The 14,274-nt window shown below is 67.6% G+C and carries 15 protein-coding genes; 6 read left to right on the top strand and 9 right to left on the bottom strand.

Annotated elements, in window-relative coordinates; all coding sequences use genetic code 11:
- Positions 1–123: 123 nt before the first annotated feature.
- Positions 124–693: a hypothetical protein gene (locus N416_RS0103425; RefSeq protein ID WP_231383968.1), complete on the bottom strand. Its 570-nt coding sequence runs from the start codon at positions 691–693 to the stop codon at positions 124–126.
- Between the two features lie 349 nt (positions 694–1,042).
- Positions 1,043–1,597, bottom strand: a complete 555-nt coding sequence (locus N416_RS0103430; RefSeq protein ID WP_024440734.1) for a hypothetical protein — start codon at positions 1,595–1,597, stop codon at positions 1,043–1,045.
- Between the two features lie 586 nt (positions 1,598–2,183).
- On the opposite strand from N416_RS0103430, the gene N416_RS0103435 reads away from it, so the two are divergent.
- The gene (locus tag N416_RS0103435) at positions 2,184–2,810 is read left to right on the top strand and encodes a type II toxin-antitoxin system PemK/MazF family toxin (protein WP_024440735.1); all 627 of its coding nucleotides are present in this window, start codon (positions 2,184–2,186) and stop codon (positions 2,808–2,810) included.
- A 12-nt stretch (positions 2,811–2,822) separates the two neighbouring features.
- Here N416_RS0103435 and N416_RS0103440 read toward each other — a convergent pair whose 3' ends face one another.
- Positions 2,823–3,251, bottom strand: coding sequence for a CBS domain-containing protein (locus N416_RS0103440; RefSeq protein ID WP_024440736.1), 429 nt, complete (start codon positions 3,249–3,251; stop codon positions 2,823–2,825).
- 126 nt (positions 3,252–3,377) lie between these two features.
- On the opposite strand from N416_RS0103440, the gene N416_RS0103445 reads away from it, so the two are divergent.
- The gene (locus N416_RS0103445) at positions 3,378–4,235 is read left to right on the top strand and encodes a ribonuclease Z (protein ID WP_024440737.1); all 858 of its coding nucleotides are present in this window, start codon (positions 3,378–3,380) and stop codon (positions 4,233–4,235) included.
- Positions 4,236–4,335: 100 nt separating this feature from the next.
- Positions 4,336–4,596, top strand: a complete 261-nt coding sequence (gene rpsT, locus N416_RS0103450) for a 30S ribosomal protein S20 (RefSeq protein WP_024440738.1) — start codon at positions 4,336–4,338, stop codon at positions 4,594–4,596.
- A 68-nt stretch (positions 4,597–4,664) separates the two neighbouring features.
- Here rpsT and holA read toward each other — a convergent pair whose 3' ends face one another.
- From holA to N416_RS0103470, 4 genes are all read right to left on the bottom strand, one after another.
- Positions 4,665–5,627 (bottom strand): DNA polymerase III subunit delta, encoded by a 963-nt coding sequence (holA, locus tag N416_RS0103455; protein ID WP_024440739.1) that lies wholly within the window; start codon positions 5,625–5,627, stop codon positions 4,665–4,667.
- 12 nt (positions 5,628–5,639) lie between these two features.
- The gene (locus N416_RS0103460) at positions 5,640–7,202 is read right to left on the bottom strand and encodes a ComEC/Rec2 family competence protein (RefSeq protein WP_046302084.1); all 1,563 of its coding nucleotides are present in this window, start codon (positions 7,200–7,202) and stop codon (positions 5,640–5,642) included.
- Positions 7,203–7,204: 2 nt separating this feature from the next.
- Positions 7,205–8,056: a ComEA family DNA-binding protein gene (locus N416_RS0103465; protein WP_024440741.1), complete on the bottom strand. Its 852-nt coding sequence runs from the start codon at positions 8,054–8,056 to the stop codon at positions 7,205–7,207.
- A 101-nt stretch (positions 8,057–8,157) separates the two neighbouring features.
- Complete coding sequence (locus N416_RS0103470; RefSeq protein WP_036457069.1) at positions 8,158–8,694, bottom strand: DUF4352 domain-containing protein; 537 nt, start codon at positions 8,692–8,694, stop codon at positions 8,158–8,160.
- A gap of 109 nt (positions 8,695–8,803) precedes the next feature.
- On the opposite strand from N416_RS0103470, the gene N416_RS0103475 reads away from it, so the two are divergent.
- Together N416_RS0103475 and N416_RS0103480 are read left to right on the top strand one after the other, a co-directional pair.
- Entirely contained in the window at positions 8,804–9,964 is a 1,161-nt protein-coding gene (locus tag N416_RS0103475; protein ID WP_024440743.1) for an acyl-CoA dehydrogenase family protein, read from the top strand.
- A 14-nt stretch (positions 9,965–9,978) separates the two neighbouring features.
- Positions 9,979–11,088, top strand: coding sequence for an acyl-CoA dehydrogenase family protein (locus tag N416_RS0103480; RefSeq protein ID WP_024440744.1), 1,110 nt, complete (start codon positions 9,979–9,981; stop codon positions 11,086–11,088).
- A gap of 4 nt (positions 11,089–11,092) precedes the next feature.
- On the opposite strand, the gene N416_RS0103485 is transcribed toward N416_RS0103480, so the two are convergent.
- Positions 11,093–12,310, bottom strand: coding sequence for an enhanced intracellular survival protein Eis (locus N416_RS0103485; RefSeq protein ID WP_036457172.1), 1,218 nt, complete (start codon positions 12,308–12,310; stop codon positions 11,093–11,095).
- Between the two features lie 72 nt (positions 12,311–12,382).
- On the opposite strand from N416_RS0103485, the gene N416_RS0103490 reads away from it, so the two are divergent.
- Positions 12,383–13,441 carry a dihydrodipicolinate reductase gene (locus N416_RS0103490; protein WP_024440746.1) on the top strand — a complete coding sequence of 353 codons (1,059 nt, stop codon included), beginning with the start codon at positions 12,383–12,385 and terminating at the stop codon, positions 13,439–13,441.
- 18 nt (positions 13,442–13,459) lie between these two features.
- On the opposite strand, the gene N416_RS21265 is transcribed toward N416_RS0103490, so the two are convergent.
- Entirely contained in the window at positions 13,460–14,047 is a 588-nt protein-coding gene (locus N416_RS21265; protein WP_024440747.1) for a PepSY domain-containing protein, read from the bottom strand.
- Positions 14,048–14,274: the final 227 nt, after the last annotated feature.

The following is a 14,274-nucleotide window of genomic DNA, read 5'->3' on the forward strand; positions in this document are numbered from 1 at the left end:
AACCGCACACCCTGGAGCCGAGCAGGTGGCCCACCCGGCTCCAGGTGGACTTCGGAAGAGGCCAGGCCCGGCAAGGCGAAACCCCCGGAGACCCAGTCCCGGGGGTTTGCGCTTAGCACCGGTTTACATGTCGAGCCCGAACCCGAAGTACCCGCCCAGATCTGCCAGGCCGGCCTCGAAGAAATTGGTGAAGTCGGCGAAGACGCCGTCACCGGCCAGCCCGTCGATGATCCCGCTTTCCGAACCGAACAGGTAGTTGCCGGCGTCTTCGAGCTGAATCTCGTCACCACCGGTCATCAGTGCGAACAACAAGACGTTGCTGGCGTCGTAGAACTGCGTCAGCGCACCGTTGAACAAGCTGTAGGAGCCCGGGTCCGAAGACATTTCGCTTTCCCAATTCGGGCCGAACAGCATGGCCGCGAAGGTCGCGTTATCCGCCAAGTCGTCTGCGGAAATGGTGCTGAACGACAGCGGGTCAGCGAGCGTGGGCGCGCCGGGGGTGATCAGGTCGCTGTCGACACCCGACGCCGAGGCCTGGGCTCCGAAGAGCCAGTTCATCGACTGAACCTGACCCAACAGGATGTTGCTGAAGTCCGGAAGGTTGTCGGTCTCCTCGTCGGCGGCGGCCGCCAACGGCGCCAACGCGAGTGCCGCACCAGCGACAAAACTGCCGATCACGCCGAATTTACGCATGTTGATCCCCCAAAATCCCCTACATACTGGCCGGCGGCTAATTTTCCCGTCCCCACCGGCGGCTCCCCCCAGCAACGTTGCTGTAAGCCGGGTTAAATCTAACAAGCACCTGTGACTAACGCAAGTGAATGTTCACTTTCACTTTGGTTTCCTCGAGTCCTTGCCCCATGCTGGGCCCGCAGTGAGCGGGATTTACGCACGTCGGCGCGTTTCATGGACCACAAAATGGGCGGCGCATTACACAGCGTTGGATGATGAGGAAATTTTCAAGTGAACGACCGGCCCGACGCTGCCGCAGCCGACGGAACCCCCGGAGACGATCCTCCGGGGGTTCGGCTTCGGGCGGCGGCTAGGAGTCGAAGACGCCGAAGTAGCCCAGCAGGTCGCCCCAGGCGAACTGGAAATAGCTCATGGCTTCCGCCCAGCCGGTGTCGGCGCCGTTGGCGATGGCCTCCATGCTGCTCCCGCCGAACAGGTCGCCGGTGCCGCCGTCCCAGTCGAGCACGGCGCCGTTGTTCATCATCGCGTACAGCAGCGAGTTGATGCCGTCGTCGAACGGGACCATCGCACCGTTGAAGACGCTGTAGGCACCGGGGTCGGTGGCCAGTCCGGCTTCGAACGGATTGAACCCGTAGACCAGGTGAGCGAACGGGGTTGTGCCATTGTCCTGAACCGTCGAGACCGCCGCCGGTTTGATGATGTCGAAGCCCTGCGGACCCACGGTGACGTCCGTGGAAGGGACGCCCGCCAGGAAGGTGTCGGTCCCGAACAGAAAGTTCATCGTCCCGATCTCACTGGTGACGACCGGCGCCAACGGGTCGGTGTCGGCCGAGGCCAAGGGCGCCAAGACAAACGCCGCGCCGGCGGCGAAGCCACCGACGACGACGATTTTGCGCATGTTCATGTTCAATGCCTTTCGCGATGTCTCTTTGGGCGGTAGTCCGCCCCAGGAGCCCCCCGGCCCCCTCACTGAAAGCCACAGGGGCTCTGTCAGTTTCACTACTCCGGTTGCGATGTAGACGCTGCGTGATAGTTGCGCAAATCCATATACCTCCTGATAGCCCCTCGGTGCATAAGAAGACCCGGGCGATCACCCCCCGACTCAGCCAAAGGCATCAGCTGCCGGCGAACGCGTTGCCGTACATGCCGTTCCGGGCGGTGACTTACCCCAGCTCAAGCACCCCCGGAGGAAAGCCAAGACCCTCCCCAGACTGCAGTTTTCGGCGACTTCCACTCCCCGATTGAGATCTTCCGTCCGGCTGACGCCCCGGATGTAGCTGCGCCGGCCCGGTGAAAAGAAGCCCCCGGTTAATCAATATTCCCGTACCGTACGCCGATGGGTCTCTGCGGACAACACAAGTGGCGCTTCAGTTTTCGTACAGATTCCTGTGCCTTTTGGTTACGTTGGCGTCAAGGAAACGCCGCCGCTGAGACGGCGTCGCGGCGGCCGGAAACCAGTGCCAGAAACGGGTTTCGCCTATGCTGCGAGCATGGCTTCCCCGCGGAAGACCCCATGGCAGTCGGTGCAGCGATTCGCAGAGAACCTGGTGTTCAACGAAGCCCCACGGTTCATCCGCCAACTCGAGCAGGCACCGCAGGTACAGCAGCGCATCCAGCGCGGTATCGAGCAGGGCATCAAGATCGGTCTGGACATCCTCAGCGGCGCGACCTCGGAGCCGGCTACGGAGATCGCCGCCGGCCGTCCAGTGACCGACAGCAGTGTTCCCACCGCGCACCGGGCACGCCGGCTCGTCTACGCCCCCGACCTCAACGGTCGCGCCGACCCCGGCGAGATCGTCTGGACCTGGGTGGCCTACGAGGACATTGCGGGCCAGGGGCCCTTACAAGGAGAAGACCGGCCGGTGTTGGTCGTCGGCCGCGACCGCAACATGCTGCTGGGCCTGATGCTGTCCAGCAGGCAACGGCATGCCGAGGACCCGAACTGGGTCGGCATCGGCGCGGGCAGCTGGGATGACGCTCACCGGGTCAGCTGGGTGCGGCTTGACCGGGTGCTAGACGTGCCCGAGGAGTCGATCCGGCGCGAAGGCGCCATTCTGGAGCGTTCGGCGTTCGATGTGGTGGCAGCCCGACTGCGCAGCGACTACGCGTGGAGCTGACGCTGCAACCGGCTAGCCCTGGGCGATGTAGTCGCGCAGTTGCTCGTGCTCGGCTTGCAACTCTTCCATTCGAGACTTGACGACGTCGCCGATGCTGACGATCCCGGCCAACCGGCCGTTTTCGAGCACCGGTATGTGACGCGCACGGTGCTCGGTCATCAACATGCTGACCTCGTCGGCGGTGTCGGTCTTGGCGCAGGTCGCCACCAGGCGGGTCATGATGGCCGACACCGGCCGAGCCAACAGACTGGCGCCGTGGACGTGCAGCTGGCGTACCACGTCACGCTCGGAGGCCACCCCCTCCAGGCCCTCATGTCCGATCACCACCATCGCCCCGATGTTGTGCTCAGCCAAGCCTGCCAGCAACTCCATGACCGTGGCATCGGGGTGGATGGTCACTACCGCCGCACCCTTGTTCCGTAATACGTCCGCGATCCGCATCGAAGCCTCCCGCCGCAGTGATCTGCTTCACACCAGGCTAGGCCATTTGGCCGAACAGGGGGCGCCGAAAGCAAAACTCGGCCGATCCCGTGGCGCGCGGGCGGCATCTGTGGCATATGTGACGTCATGACGATCGAGATCACCCTGCTGGGCACCGGAAGTCCGATCCCCGACCCGAACCGCGCCGGCCCGTCGACCCTGATCCGAGCCGGGGGCCAGCAACTGCTGGTCGACTGCGGACGCGGTGTTCTGCAGCGTCTGGCCGCGGCTGGGGCCTCGGCCAGCAGTCTGTCGGCGCTGCTGCTCACCCACCTGCACAGTGACCACATCGCCGACCTGGGCGACCTACTGATCACCCGCTGGGTCACCACCTTCACGCCCGACGCTCCGCCGCTGCCAGTCATCGGACCACCGGGCACCGCAGAGGTCGTTGAGGCGACTCTGCGCGCCTTCGGTCACGACATCGGCTACCGCATTGCTCACCACGACGATCTGACCGCCCCTCCCCCGGTCGACGTGCAGGAATACACCACCGGACTGGTCTGGGACCGCGACCAGGTGCGGATCACCGTGGCGCCCACCGACCACCGGCCGGTGACACCTACCATCGGCTTCCGAATCGAGCACTCCGACGACACCGGGACCGCCTCGGTGGTGATGGCCGGCGACACCGTGCCCTGCGACAGCCTCGACGAGCTGGCGGCCGGAGCCGGTGCGTTGGTGCACACCGTCATCCGCAGCGACCTCATCGCGTTGCTGCCCCAGCAGCGCATCCGCGATATCTGCGACTACCACTCCTCGGTGGCCCAGGCTGCCGCGACCGCCAAACGGGCCGGGGCGGGCATTCTGGTGCTGACCCACTATGTGCCCGCCATCGCGCCCGGGCAGGAAGAGCAGTGGCGGGCGCTGGCCGCCGCGGAGTTCGACGGGCCGATCGAACTCGGCGACGACCTGCACCGAGTCGAGGTGACCGCCCGCAGCTGAGGCGAGTTGGGGAGTTACCGAACCAGCTGGTACCCTGAACAGCTGTTGCTCCCGCCTCGGGAGGCAAACCCAACTCAAGCTTTTGCGAAGGAATTACTCCGTGGCCAACATCAAGTCGCAGGTGAAGCGCAACCGGACCAACGAGCAAGCCCGGCTGCGCAACCAGTCGGTGAAGTCGGCGGTGCGCACCGCGATCCGTGCCTTCCGCGAGGCCGCCGCCGCCGGCGACAAGGACAAGGCCGGCGTGCTGCTGGTCTCGACCAGCCGCAAGCTGGACAAGGCCGCCAGCAAGGGCGTCATCCACAAGAACCAGGCCGCCAACAAGAAGTCGGCGCTGGCGAAGGCGCTCAACCAGCTCTGACCTAGCGGATAGCCCGCAAGCGCAGGCCCCTGATTCCACCCGGAACAGGGGCCTTCGTGTTGCCTGGATCAGCGGTCGGCCAACTCGGCGACGCCGCGTACCGCGGCCTCCAAGGCGTAGTCGGCGTCGGCAGCGGCGCCCTTGACGTCGGCGTTGAGGGCGGCCACCAGCCGCACCGCTGCCGCTATCGTTCCCGGCGACCAAAACCGGGCCTGCTTCTGCGCCTTCTGCACCCGCCAGGGCGGCATGCCCAAGTCACCGGCCAGCCGGTAGGGGTCACCGGACTTGGCCCGCACCCGCGCGATGGTGTGAATCGCTTCGGCCAGCGCGTCGGCCAGCACCACATGCGGTTCGCCACGGATCATCGCCCAGCGCAGAGCCTCGGTGGCACCGGCGAGGTCGCCCACGACCGCCCGATCGGCGACGTCGAACCCTTTCACCTCGGCTTTGCCGCTGTGATAGCGGCGCACGGCGATGGCGTCGACGTGCCCGCCGGTGTCCGCGACCAGCTGCGAGCAGGCCGAGGCCAGTTCGCGGATGTCCGAACCCACCGCATCGAGCAGCGCCGTCACGCATGCGTCGTCGACCCGGACCTTGAGCCCGCGGAACTCGGCACGCACAAAGTCAGCACGCTCAGCGGCCTTAGTGATGCGCGCACAGGTGTGCACTTCGGCGCCGAGTTCCCGCAACTGCCCGGCCAGCGCCTTGGCCCGACCCGCACCCGAATGCACCACCACCAGCACGGTGCCCGGCGGGACATCCTCGGCCGTGGCAGCGATCAGCGCCACCGCCTCCTTGCCTGCTTCGGCCGCGGCCTCGAGCACCACCACCCGTTCGTCCGCGAACAGCGAGGGGCTCAGCAGCTCGGCGAGTTCGCCCGCCTCGACCTCACCGGCACGCAACCGGTCAACCGGGATATCGGTGCTGCCGGCCTGCGCCCGCACCCCGGCAAGCACCTGGCCAACGGCCCGTTCGACCAGCAGTTCCTCGTCCCCGAGGATCAGATGCAGTGGCGAAACCGATTGGCTCACCCGCCAATCGTGTCACGCTGCACCGACTCCCGCCCAGCCGGTCAACACCTGCGCGGCCGACCACGCCAGCAGGCACAGCCCCAATGCGGCCAGCACCCGGCGGCACCACCGCCATCGCCAACAGATCACCACCAGGACTGCTGCTGCGCCGACCCCGACGACGCCCGCTGCGCCCTGCGGCACCGGCACGGTGGCGGCGGGGAGTCCGCCCGCCCAGCGTGCGACACGGCACACCCACCACAACTCCGGTCCGGTGAAACGGATCAACAGGTAGGCGCCTGCCGGCCACCACCCGCACAGCACCGCGGCCGCGCTGCCGAGCACGGTGATCGGCGCGACCAGCGCCGCAACCGCAAGGTTGGCCACTGTACTGACCAGGCTGAGCCGGCCGGAGATACCGGCGATCAACGGCGCGGTGACCAGGTTGGCCGCCCACGCCACGCAGACCGCGGCGGCCAGCGGTCGAGGCCAGCCATGCGCCTCCAGCCGGGCCGTCCAGACCGGCGCGAGGAGCACCAGCGCCGCGGTGGCCACCACCGACAGCGCGAAACCGACGTCGACGGCCAGGTGCGGGGCCAACGCCAGCAGCACCAGCACACTGGCCGCCAGACTCGGCACCGCCTGGCGGTTGCGCGCTGACAGCACGCCCAACAGCGCAATGGCGCCCATCACCGCCGCCCGCAACACGCTGGCGGTGGGCTGCACGACGATCACGAATGCGACCAAGGCGCCCCCGGCCAGTACCGCGGCGGCCCGCGGCCCGACCAGCCGCGCTGAAAACAGCACCGCACCGCACACGATCGTCACGTTGGCCCCGGAGACCGCCATCAGATGCGTCAACCCCGCGGCCCGAAAGTCCCGGCCGGTGGCGGCCGTGATCGCGGTGGTGTCGCCGAGCACCAACGCGGGCAGCATCCGGGCCTGCTCGGCGGGCAGCACTCGCGTGGCGGCGGCCGCGAACCGGGCCCGAACCCGATGCGCTGCCCGCGCCACGGGCCCGGGCTGCCCGCGCACCGGAGCGCCGCTGGCGGTGAGCATCGCCACCGACAGATCCCGCCGAGCTGGGCGGGCGACCTTGGCGCGGAACGTCATCGACTGGCCGACCATCACCTCGCCGAATTCGACGCCGGAGGCGAATACCAGCACCCGGCCCGAAGCGACGGCGTCGTCGAGGCGCTGCAAGGTGGCCCGGAACATCACTCGCCGGGCGCCGGCGGGCAGTGGACTCTCATTCGGGGTGACCGTCACCGCCGCGGTGGTGCCGAACAACGCCGCGATCGGGTGGTGCTCGACGGCGGCGGTACGCAAGGCAACAGCCCATCCGAAGCCCGCACCCGCCATCGATGCCGCGGCAATCGCCGCACCCACCAACCGCCGGCCCGGGTGCCCCCGCCGTCCGGCGGACCGACCCAGCACGCCCGCGGCCACAGCCAGCAGGGCACACAGCACGGCCAGCACGCCGCCGATCTGCCACTGGATGCCGGCCGCGGTGATCAGCCAGCCCACCACCGCCGCCGGCACCAGCCGAACGTCGAGGCGAGCCGTCGGCGCCGGTTCGGTCGCTGGCGACGTCACACTCAGACACGAACCAGGGCACGCAGCTTCTCCAGGCGCGCCGGGCCGATTCCGTCAACGTCGCCGAGCTGATCGACGCGGGTGAACTTCCCGTGACTGTCGCGCCAGGCCACGATCGCCGCCGCGGTCACCGGCCCCACCCCGGGCAGGGCGTCGAGTTGCTCGACCGTCGCGGTATTGAGGTTCACCGGCTCGCCCGGTTCCTGGTGGGGCTCTGGACCGGTGGGGACCGTGCTGGTGCGGGGTGCTGCCGGTCCCGGTGAGCCGGCACGCACCGAACTGCCCAGCACCGGCAGTCCCGCCGGCGGCGCCAGACCGACCACGATCTGTTCGCCATCGACTAAGGGCCGGGCCAGATTCAGTCCGACCGTATCCGCACCGTCGAGGGCCCCGCCGGCCGCGGTCAGGGCATCGGCGATGCGCGATCCGGGCGACAACGTCGCCAGGCCCGGCTTCTGCACCAGACCGACCACGCTGACCACGACCTGCTCGGCGGTCGGTGCCGCGGCGCCGGCGGCCGCTTCGTCGGTGCGCGGGCCGGCTGTCGAAACCATCTCCACCGGAGGCAGTTTCGCGCTCAGCACGGGCGCCGGCTGATCACGCAGCACGGTAAACACCGTGATGAGCACCGCCACCGCGGCGATCACCGCCAAGGCGATCGCCGCAGCTTTGCCTGGGTCGGCCCGCACTTTGCCAAGCCAGCCCGCGTCGGCCGCGCCGTCCGGAAGCCAATGCGGCAGCAACGAATTCTGGTCATGGTCGTCGTCGGTGTCGGCGGTGCGCTCACCACAGTCGGGTTCCGGAAGCAGTCCGAGCCGACGCTGCAGCCGCTCTGCGGGTGGTTCTGGTGCCATGCGCCGACGGTAGGCGCCGGCACGGTCCCTCCGGCTCGCTCAGTGCTCGATCCACACTGATCTGTGGATCAACCGCAGACTGTGCGCAACCAGCGGTGGCGCTAGGAATTCAGCCACTCCCCGACGTCTTGGGAGATACCCGACGACGGCGCATAGCGGACCTTTGCCGCGGTAACCCCGGTGGGCAGCGCGAAGACCACGCAACCGGTGTTCGACGAGCCGGCGGGGATCAGGAACCAGCCGTAGGCGAAGTCCTTGCACTCGGTCACGGTGGCGAAATCGGCGTGGTAGTTCTGGTCGTCAGAACCCACCACCGTGACGTCGCTGTTGCTGTTGCCGACGATGGTCGTCGTCCCGGCGTTCTCGATCCGCAGCTTGGTCGCGAGATAGGTCTTGCCCGCCGTGCCCCAGCCGTTCGGGACGGTCGCCGGTGCGATGACCTCCGTCAACGTCACGGCGATCTTCTGCCCGCCGATGCGCATCAAGTCCAGCGTTTGGCCGATGTGCGCGGGCGGTCGCGGGGCCGGTGTCTGCCGGGCCCCCGGCGATGAGTCCGACTGGGGCTTCTCCGCGGTCCCCGCCGAGCACGACACGAGAGACAAGACCAGGACACAGAGCGCGACGAGCCACCGTCTCATGCGGTCCAGCCTACAAAAGCGCACGCTACGCCCTCCCCCGAACCGCCGCGGAAGTGGCGATTAGGGTGCATACCAACCGTGAGTTCACCCAACCAACCGGGAGGTCGACGTGAGACTGGCACTGAGCGCGGAGGAGGCAGCGTTCCGCGACGAAATGCGGACCTTCTTCACCACCGAGATCCCGGCTGACATTCGCGAACGCAGCCGGTTGGGTCATTCGAACTTTCCCGACGACATCGTCACCACCCAGCGCATCCTCAACGCCAACGGCCTGGCGGTACCGAACTGGCCGGTCGAGTGGGGCGGCAAGGACTGGACGCTGACCCAGCACCAGATCTGGCACGACGAGATGCAGCTGGCGTCGGTGCCCGAACCGCTGACCTTCAACGCCAAGATGGTCGGCCCGGTCATCGCGGAATTCGGCTCCCAGGAGATCAAGGAACGCTTCCTGCCCGCCACCGCCAACCTGGACATCTGGTGGTGCCAAGGCTTCTCCGAGCCAGAAGCCGGCTCCGACCTGGCAAGCCTGCGCACCACAGCGGTGCGTGACGGCGACAGCTACATCGTCAACGGGCAGAAGACCTGGACCACGCTCGGCCAGTACGCGGACTGGATCTTCTGCCTGGTGCGAACCGACCCGCAGGCACCCAAGAAACAGGCTGGCATCTCCTTTTTGCTATTCCGGGTCGACACACCGGGCGTGACCATGCGGCCGATCAAGCTGATCGACGGCGGCTACGAGGTCAACGAGGTGTTCTTCTCCGACGTGCGGGTGCCCGCCGATCAGCTGGTCGGTGAGGAGAACCACGGCTGGACCTACGCGAAGTTCCTGCTGGGCAACGAGCGGACCGGCATCGCCGGAGTGACCCGCACCAAGGTCCGTGTCGCCGAACTCAAGCAGCGCGCCGAGGCGTTGGGGGCCCTCGACGACCCGTTGTTCGCCGCCCGGGTCGCCGAACTCGAGAACGATCTGCTGGCGCTCGAGCTCACCCAGATGCGAGTGTCGAGCGACTCCGCCGACGGCAAGCCGAACCCGGCGTCATCGGTGCTCAAGCTGCGGGGCAGCCAGCTGCAGCAGGCCGCCACCGAGCTGTTCGTGGAGCTGGCCGGTCCCGATGTTCTGCCCTTCGAGGCAGGCGACGGCATTGCCACGCCCGCCTGGGCACAGGATGCGGCACCGACGTACCTGAACTACCGCAAGACTTCGATCTACGGCGGCAGCAACGAGGTACAGCGCACCATCATCGCGTCGACCATTCTCGGCCTTTAGGAGGTATGACAGCTATGGACTTCCAACTCAGCGACGAGCAGGTTCTGCTGCGCGACACCACCCGTTCGATGTTGTCGGGCTATGACACTGAGACCCGTAACAAGGTCATCGAGGCCGATCCCGGATTCAACCCGGAGGTGTGGAAGCAACTGGCGGACACCGGGATTCTCGGTCTGGGTTTCGACCCGCAGGAATCCGGCCCGCTGGAGATCATGGTGGTGCTCACCGAGATCGGCCGGCGGGTGGCGCCGGAGCCCGTCGTACACGGGGCACTCGGGCCGGGCGCGCTGATCGCCGAGCGCGGCACCGCCGAGCAGCGCGCGCTGCTCGACACCGTCGCCGAAGGCGAGCGGATTCTGGCGTTCGCCCACACCGAACCGGGTATGCGGGGAACCGCAGGCAAGGTGACCACCACAGCGGTGCCGCAAGGTGATTCGTGGCAGCTGAGCGGACGTAAGAACCCGGTGCTGACCGGGGATCGCGCCGACACATTCGTCGTCAGCGCTGCATTGCCCGATGGCGGGACCGGACTGTTCCTGGTCGAGGCAAGCGCCGACGGCGTGGCCCGTCAGCCCTACCGGACCTTCGACGGCCAGCGCGGCGCCCAGCTCGACTTCGCCGATGCCCCGGCCACTGCGCTGGGTGAGGCCACCGATGCCTCGGCCGCCATCGAGCGCGCCGTCATCCGCATCTCCTCGGCACTGTGCGCCGAGGCGGTCGGCGCGATGGAAGAGGCCTTGCGGCTGACCACCGACTACCTCAAGACACGCAAGCAGTTCGGGGTCACCCTCAACACCTTCCAGACGCTGACCCAGCGTGCCGCCGACATGTACGTGTCGCTGGAGTTGGCCCGCAGCATGAGCATGTACGCGGCGATGTCGCTCGCCGACGGCAACTACGACCCGGTGATCGCGGCGCGCGCCAAGCTGCAGGTCGGCCGGTCCGGGCGCCACATCGCTCAGGAGGCCATCCAGTTGCACGGCGGGATCGGGGTGACCTGGGAATACCCGGTCGGGCACTACGCGGCCCGGCTCACCGCGATCGACCACACCCTGGGTTCGTCGCAGGATCAGCTGCACGTGCTCATCGACAACCTGAGCAGCTACGACCTGGCGAAGCTGTAGCAGCCTAAAAGCCGAAACCGATTTGGGCGGCGACGTCGTGGGCGAACGCCGCATCCAGACGACGCACCAGGGCATCGTCGCGACACCGTAGCCTGCCGGCTCTGGCAAGCGACGATGCCCGGTGCGCGCCGAAATACAGGCTGCCCAGCACATCCAGGTCCAGCTCCACCTCGGTGTCCGCCTCGGTCGGGGCGCACTCGGCGACCCCCTTGCGTATTGTGAGCGCGAATCGCCCACCATCGCTGCGGAAACCGTCACGCACCGCCACGACGAAGGACAGCTCGGGCAGGTCCACGGTGTAGCGGCGGGCCATGAGCACAGCGGGGATGTCCATCATCCGCAGCCATAGACCGTCCGAACGCCCAGTGGTGGTGGCCAGCCGGGTATCGGTCAGCAGGTAAGGCATGGAGTCGTCGGGGTAGGTCTCGACGACGATCTTCCCCATCAGGTCCAACCCGAGCAGCGCCCGCCACAGTGCGGCGTGTGCCTCCGGGGTCACCGCCCGGAACTCCTCGACTCGCACCGTCTTTGGCTCACCGGCGTGCACGCGGTAGAGCACATAGCCGTCGGGATGCAGCATCGCGAGCCATTCGGTGCCGCCCTCGCGGGTGTTCTCCCGGTCGGCGAGCAGGTCATCCCAGAGCACCAGTGGGCGCGCCAAACCGCCCGGGACTCGCTGGCGCCAGCGCTGGTAGATCACCGCGAACTCGTCGCGGCTGTCGGCCGCTTTGACCAGCCGTACCCCGCCGGGGTCGGGCGCGTCGGGATGCAGCTGGGCGAAGCGCCGGTCGATGGTCAGCTCGTGGTCCACCGTCGCCGGACCGTAGCCGAACCGCCCGTAGATGCCGCCTTCGCTGGCCGTCAACGCCGCAATCGGATAACCCGAATCGGCTATGCGCCTGTGCAATTCGGTATACATCATTCGCAGCACGCCGCGGCGGCGGTGAGTCGGAGCCACCACGACGTAGCTGACCCCCGCCGCCGGCAGCACCGCCCCGCCGGGCACGGTCAGCTCCAGATCCAAATAGCCCGACATGCCGACCACCGCATCGCCGTCGCAAACTACCAGGGAACTGTCGGGCGAGGTCAGGGTCCGCCAGGCGGCCATCGACTCGGCGTCCCAGTCCTCACCGAAGCCGACAGCGCCCAGCACTGCCATCGCTGCCCAATCGTCATCGGTGGCGGTCCGCAGGGTCAATGGTGGCGATACCTTGCCGGTCACGTCGATCGAGGCTGCCACAAACGCTCGGGGACCGCACCCGAATAATGTGGGATACACCCGTCACCGAGGAGCATGATGCCCGCTGCCACCCGCCCGCTTCGCGTCATTCAATGGACCACCGGAAACATCGGGCAACGCTCGTTGCACGCCATCATCGGTAGGCCCGACATGGAGCTGGTCGGCGTCTACGCCCACGGCAAGGACAAGATCGGGGTGGATGCCGCCGAGCTGGCCGGCTGGCCGGAACCCACCGGCATCACCGCCACCAACGACATCGACGCCCTGATCGCACTGAAGCCCGATGCGTGCTGTTACAACCCGCTGTGGCCGAGCATCGACGAACTGGTCCGGCTGCTGGAAGCCGGGGTGAACGTGTGCTCGACGGCGGCCTGGATCACCGGGGGCAAACAGAGCGCGCAAGACCGCAGACGCATCGAGGACGCCTGCCGGGCCGGCAACTCGACGATGTTCGGCAGCGGCGCGCACCCGGGGCTGACCAACATGGTCGGAATGGTGCTGTCCGGGGCGTGCGAGCGGGTCGATGAAATCCGGATCACCGAATCGGTGGACTGCTCGACCTACGAGTCGGCGGCCACCATGGCGGCGATGGGCTTCGCGCAGGATCCCGCCACCCCCGGGTTGGCCGAAAGCGTCCGTCGCGAAAGCGAAGTCTTCGCCGAGTCGGCGGCGATGATGGCCCATGCGATCGGCGCGCGGTTGGACCGCATCACCTTCGATGTGCAGTTCACTGCCGCGACCGGCGACAGCGATCTGGGCTTTATGAAGATCCCGGCGGGCACCGTCGGCAGCGTCTTCGGTTATCACCGCGGCTGGGTCGGCGATCACAACGTGGTCAGCGTCGGCTTCAACTGGATCATGGGCGACCAGGTCATCCCGCCCAAGCCGGTGGCGCACGGCCACGTCATCCAGGTGTTTGGGCTGCCCAATATGCGCACCGTCATCAACTGCCTGCCGCCGAAGGAGTGGAACGAGCCGAATTTCAACGGTTTGGGCTCGATCTACACGGCGATGCCGGTGACCAACGCGGTGCCGGCGGTGGTCGCGGCGGAACCGGGCATCGTCACGCTGGCCGATCTGCCCCCGATCACGGGCCGCGCCGGCGTGCTCTAAGCGGCCGGAGCGCCGAATCTACACCTGCCGGTTGGCGGTGACCGCCCCCGTCGCTGCGTCGACGTTGACGTCTCGCTCGGCCAGGTTGTCGTCCCACACGTCGGCTTCCCAGATGACCGTGCCGTTCATGTCGAGCAGGCTCAGCTCGGTGATCGAACTGTTGGGCACTGCCCGCAGTACGCGCTCCACGGCGCTGCGGTAGTCCAGATGGGTGCCGGCCACATTGGCGCGCCGCTTGGCCTTGTCGGCGTTGCTGTCGTCAGTCGCGTCGGGGCCGACCAGCACGGACACCCCATCAGAGTCGACCTTGACCTGGTGTTCGGTGCCGTCTGGAGTGACCACCCCGGCCTTCCAGGTACCGGCGTCGCTGGTCTGACTCTCGATGAAGATCAACACGCTGTTGGGTACTTGCGCGATCGCGAGGTCACCGGCGCGAAGCAGGGTCTGCGGATCGGGCGGCGCGTCGGGGCGAGTCCACGACGCCTCAGGGGCCGATGCCTCCTGCGAGGACGCGCCGGACGCGCCCCTGCCGCTGCACCCGGACAGCATCAGCACTGCCACGATGACCACGGCACCGAATCGGACGACTTTCCCCAGAGCGTGCATCAGCGGCCATGCTACTGAAGTCTGAGCGTTGGCGCTGAACTCGAGGCGGACGTCGGTGCCCGCGCGCCAGCCCGGGCCGAGTCAGCGGATCTTGCGTTCCTTAGCCAAGCGAAGGTTATGCTGCCGAAGGGCGCGATTCGCGGAACCATCGATGCTTCCGCCGAAGCCGGGGGGAACAGACCGTCCAGCGCCGACGTTCAACCGCATTATCGACAGGCGGAAGGCGG

The organism is Mycobacterium sp. UM_WGJ, assembly GCF_000455125.1.
Taxonomy (GTDB): domain Bacteria; phylum Actinomycetota; class Actinomycetes; order Mycobacteriales; family Mycobacteriaceae; genus Mycobacterium.

Coding starts and splice junctions, on each gene's coding strand:
- N416_RS0103425 (WP_231383968.1), bottom strand. CDS start 693: ATGCGTAAATTCGGCGTGATCGGCAGTTTTGTCGCTGGTGCGGCACTC.
- N416_RS0103430 (WP_024440734.1), bottom strand. CDS start 1,597: ATGAACATGCGCAAAATCGTCGTCGTCGGTGGCTTCGCCGCCGGCGCG.
- N416_RS0103435 (WP_024440735.1), top strand. CDS start 2,184: ATGGCTTCCCCGCGGAAGACCCCATGGCAGTCGGTGCAGCGATTCGCA.
- N416_RS0103440 (WP_024440736.1), bottom strand. CDS start 3,251: ATGCGGATCGCGGACGTATTACGGAACAAGGGTGCGGCGGTAGTGACC.
- N416_RS0103445 (WP_024440737.1), top strand. CDS start 3,378: ATGACGATCGAGATCACCCTGCTGGGCACCGGAAGTCCGATCCCCGAC.
- N416_RS0103465 (WP_024440741.1), bottom strand. CDS start 8,056: ATGGCACCAGAACCACCCGCAGAGCGGCTGCAGCGTCGGCTCGGACTG.
- N416_RS0103470 (WP_036457069.1), bottom strand. CDS start 8,694: ATGAGACGGTGGCTCGTCGCGCTCTGTGTCCTGGTCTTGTCTCTCGTG.
- N416_RS0103480 (WP_024440744.1), top strand. CDS start 9,979: ATGGACTTCCAACTCAGCGACGAGCAGGTTCTGCTGCGCGACACCACC.
- N416_RS0103490 (WP_024440746.1), top strand. CDS start 12,383: ATGATGCCCGCTGCCACCCGCCCGCTTCGCGTCATTCAATGGACCACC.
- N416_RS21265 (WP_024440747.1), bottom strand. CDS start 14,047: ATGCACGCTCTGGGGAAAGTCGTCCGATTCGGTGCCGTGGTCATCGTG.